At 73.6% G+C, this 3,224-nt stretch carries 4 protein-coding genes; all 4 read right to left on the bottom strand.

What is annotated here, in order from left to right; all coding sequences use genetic code 11:
- Window positions 1-238 precede the first annotated feature (238 nt).
- Window positions 239-673 (bottom strand): transcription antitermination factor NusB, encoded by a 435-nt coding sequence (gene nusB, locus SSBG_RS25645; protein WP_008748964.1) that lies wholly within the window; start codon window positions 671-673, stop codon window positions 239-241.
- Window positions 674-675: 2 nt separating this feature from the next.
- Window positions 676-1,242 (bottom strand): elongation factor P, encoded by a 567-nt coding sequence (efp, locus tag SSBG_RS25640; protein ID WP_008748963.1) that lies wholly within the window; start codon window positions 1,240-1,242, stop codon window positions 676-678.
- 106 nt (window positions 1,243-1,348) lie between these two features.
- A complete protein-coding gene (locus tag SSBG_RS25635) occupies window positions 1,349-2,449 on the bottom strand; it encodes an aminopeptidase P family protein (RefSeq protein WP_008748962.1) in 1,101 nt (366 codons plus the stop codon).
- 133 nt (window positions 2,450-2,582) lie between these two features.
- Window positions 2,583-3,224 (bottom strand): AAA family ATPase (locus SSBG_RS25630; RefSeq protein WP_037870630.1); only part of this gene is annotated, 642 nt, incomplete at its 5' end.

The raw sequence follows: 3,224 nt of genomic DNA, 5'->3' as shown, positions 1-3,224 counted from the left end.
GTCGCCCGCGCGCAGGGCCGCGAGGCGCGCGGGTATCGCGGCCTCGGGCGCGGGCAGCGCGGCGGGGCGGGGCAGTCCGAACGGGCTCATGCGGCTCCTTCCGGTCCGGGGCCGCGCGGGGCGCGGTCCCGTGACGAGGTGATCGGCGCTCACATGGTGGCCCCGGGCCCGGGGTACGGAAAGGGCCCGCCCCCGGCTCCGGGGAGACGGGGGCGGGCCCTTCGCGTACGGCGGCCGGTCAGTCGTCCTGACCGCGCAGTCCGGGCTTGAGGTTCTTGAAGCGGCCGAGCAGACCGTTGACGAAGGCCGGGGAGTCGTCGGTGGAGAACTCCTTGGCGAGTTCCACCGCCTCGTCCATCACGACCGCGTCCGGCGTCCCGTCGACCCACACGAGTTCGTGGGCGCCGAGCCGCACGATGTTGCGGTCGACCACGGGCATCCGGTCCAGCGGCCAGTCCACCGAGTACTTCGCGATGACCTCGTCGATGCGGCGCGCGTGCGCCGCGTACCCCTCGACGAGCTCCATCGTGTACTCGCTGACCGGCGGCTGCTGGGTGTCACTCCGGGAGTGACGCACCCAGTCCGCCAGCACCGTGAGGACGTCGGTGCCGCGCTGGTCGGCCTCGAAGAGGATCTGGAAGGCGCGCTTGCGTGCCGTGTTGCGAGCAGCCACGATCAGCCGTTCACTCGGCCGAGGTAGTCGCCGGTGCGGGTGTCGACCTTGATCTTCTCGCCGGTGGTGATGAAGAGCGGGACCTGGATGGTGTGCCCGGTCTCCAGCTCGGCGGGCTTGGTGCCGCCGGTGGAGCGGTCGCCCTGGACGCCCGGCTCGGTGTTCGCGACGACGAGCTCGACGGCGGCCGGCAGCTCGATGTAGAGCGGGTTGCCCTCGTACATCGCGACGACGGCCTCGAAGCCCTCCAGGAGGTAGTTGGCGGCGTCGCCGACGACCTTGGGGTCCACGTGGATCTGGTCGAACGTGTCCATGTCCATGAACACGAAGTACTCGCCGTCCTTGTACGAGAACTGCATCCCGCGCTTGTCGACGTTGGCCGTCTCGACCTTGACGCCGGCGTTGAAGGTCTTGTCTACGACCTTGCCGGAGAGCACGTTCTTCAGCTTGGTGCGCACGAAGGCGGGGCCCTTGCCGGGCTTGACGTGCTGGAACTCGACGACGGACCAGAGCTGGTCGTTGTCGAGCTTGAGCACCAGGCCGTTCTTGAGGTCGTTCGTGGAAGCCACGGTTGCGGAATCTCCTGGACGATGGGGGCCTCTCCCCCAGGTCCTTCGGACCTCGGGAAGAGCTGGTGGACGACCGCGGCGCCGTCCCGGCCCGAGGGCCGCTGCCCTAGAGCGCGAGCAGCTCCTTGGTCGTGATGGTGAGTAGCTCGGGCCCGCCGTCCGCCTCCGGGCGCACGACGAGTGTGTCATCGATCCGGACCCCGCCCCGGCCCGGGAGGTGGACCCCCGGTTCGACGGTGACCGGCACACAAGCGTCCAGTTTACCCATGGCGGACGGGGCGAGCTGCGGGTCCTCGTCGTTTTCCAGCCCGACCCCGTGTCCGCTGAGCGCGGGCAGGTCCGCGCCGTGCCCCGCCGACTCCAGCGCCTGGCGCACCGCGCGGTCCACGTCGCGGCAGGCCGCGCCGGGCAACAGAGCCTCGCGACCGGCCCGCTGGGCGGCGAAGACCGCGTCGTACAGCTCGATCTGCCAGTCCTCGGGAGCCGTCCCGATGACGAACGTCCGCCCGATTTCGCTGCGGTACCCCCGGTAGGTGGCGCCGAGGCACACCGAGAGGAAGTCGCCCTCCTCGACGCGGCGGTCCGTGGGCCGGTGCCCGGCCAGCCCGGCGTGCGGCCCGGTGGCGACGGAGGTCGCGAAGGCGGCGCCGTCCGCGCCGTGATCGACCAGGCGGCGCTCCAGTTCGAGGGCGAGGTGGCGCTCGGTGCGCCCGACGAGGATCGACTCCAGGAGTTCGCCGAGTGCCTGGTCGGCGATCTCGGCGGCGATCCGCAGCGCGCCGATCTCCTCCTCGTCCTTGACGAGCCGCAGCTGCTCGACGCCGCGGCCGAGGTCGCCCAGGCGCAGGCGGGGGGCCGTGCCGGCGAGGGCGCGGTGGCGGGCGACGGTGAGGTGGTGCTCCTCGACGGCGAGGATCTCGGCGCCGTCGGCCGCGGCGGTCTCGGCCGCCGCGACGGCGGGGTCCGAGGCCGGGCAGGCCAGGACGTGGACGCGCAGCACGTCGTCCGCGAGGCCGCCGGGCGGGCTCGGGGCGAAGAGGATGTCGGGCCCGCCGCGCTCCGCGCCGAGCAGCAGGACGGACCCTTCGGGCGCCGCGCCGCCCAGATAGCGGACGTTGGCGGGGCGGGAGACGAGCGCGGCCGTCTGGCCCGTCCCCGCGCACCACTGCCTCAGCCGGTCCCTGCGTGCCGCGTGCGCCTCAGCCATGGCCCGAGCCTAAGGGGGCGCGGCGCGGGACGCCGGAGTTGTGCGTCCGACCGGGTAGCGGGGCGGCGGAGGCGGTACGGCGGGGACGCTCCCGGGCGCCGTCACCCCGGCGGCGGGGACGCCCCCGCCGAGGTCACCACGGCGGCGGGCTCGCCATCGCGCGGGCCAGGACCTCGTCGAGGCGCTGCGCCGTGGCCGGTACGTCGAGGTGCGAGTTGTCGATGATGGGCAGCCCCGAGCCGTACCACCCCGCCATGCGGCCGTGGATGTTCGCGACCTCCTCGTCGCTGAGCCTGCGGTTCCCGGTGCGCTCGGCGTTGCGCTCCAGGACGACGTCGAGCCCCGGCAGCAGGACGACGGGCAGCAGCCCGGGGCCCACGTGCCGCTTCCAGCCGCCGAGCCCGACGACCGGCCGGTCCGGGAAGACGGCGTCGTCGATGACGCAGGAGATGCCGTTGGCGAGGAAGTTGCGGGCGGCGAATCCGCAGGTGCGGCGGGCGAGGCGGTACTGCACCTCGGAGTTGTCGTTCCACCCGGCCTGCGGGTCGGCGAAGCCCGCGTGCACCCACTCGCGGACGTCGTCCAGGCTGATGTGCGCGGTCGGCACGGGCCGCCGTGCCGCCCAGTGGCGCGCGACGGTCGTCTTGCCCGCCCCGGCCGGGCCGATGAGCAGCACGGCGAGGATGGTCGAGCCCGTCCCGGCCTGCGGCCCCGGCGCGACGCTCGGCGCGGCCACGGGCGCGTCGGGCGGCATCGCGACGTGCCCGGTGGTGTC

The sequence above is a fragment of the Streptomyces sp. SPB074 genome (assembly GCF_000154905.1).
Classification (GTDB): domain Bacteria; phylum Actinomycetota; class Actinomycetes; order Streptomycetales; family Streptomycetaceae; genus Streptomyces.
Note: the sequence above shows the minus strand (reverse complement) of the source record. Positions and strands in the feature narration are given on the sequence as shown.